The organism is Mitsuokella apri, from assembly GCF_047974105.1.
Classification (GTDB): domain Bacteria; phylum Bacillota; class Negativicutes; order Selenomonadales; family Selenomonadaceae; genus Mitsuokella.
The window spans coordinates 1-338 of sequence record NZ_JBHYRS010000031.1 but is presented as its reverse complement, the minus strand read 5'-3'; the positions used below and the strand labels follow the sequence as shown (position 1 = coordinate 338).

Here is a 338-nt window from a genome sequence, read left to right as displayed (position 1 = left end):
TGGAAGGACATTGGCCTGCCGCTTTCTCGTGCCACGCTTGGCAATTGGGTTATCCGAGCTGCCGAGGACTGGCTCATACCGCTAAAAAAACGGCTGCAGGAAACCCTTCTGCAACAGGAAATTGTACATGCAGATGAAACGCCGGTGCAGGTTCACAAAGAAAAGAACCGCAAGAATCCTACGAAATCCTACATGTGGGTATTTAGCAGCGGCGAGTACGAAACGGCACATAAAATCCGCGTCTACGAGTACCAGCCAGGCCGCAGCGGCAGTTACGCTGAGGCACTGCTCAAGGATTTCCACGGCGTCCTCGAAACAGATGGCTACACTGGCTACCA

Annotated in this window: 1 protein-coding gene; it reads left to right on the top strand. The window is 53.3% G+C overall.

Annotated elements, in window-relative coordinates:
* The coding region (locus tag ACE419_RS11600) for an IS66 family transposase (protein ID WP_435722087.1) at positions 1 to 338 on the top strand (338 nt) is incomplete at both ends.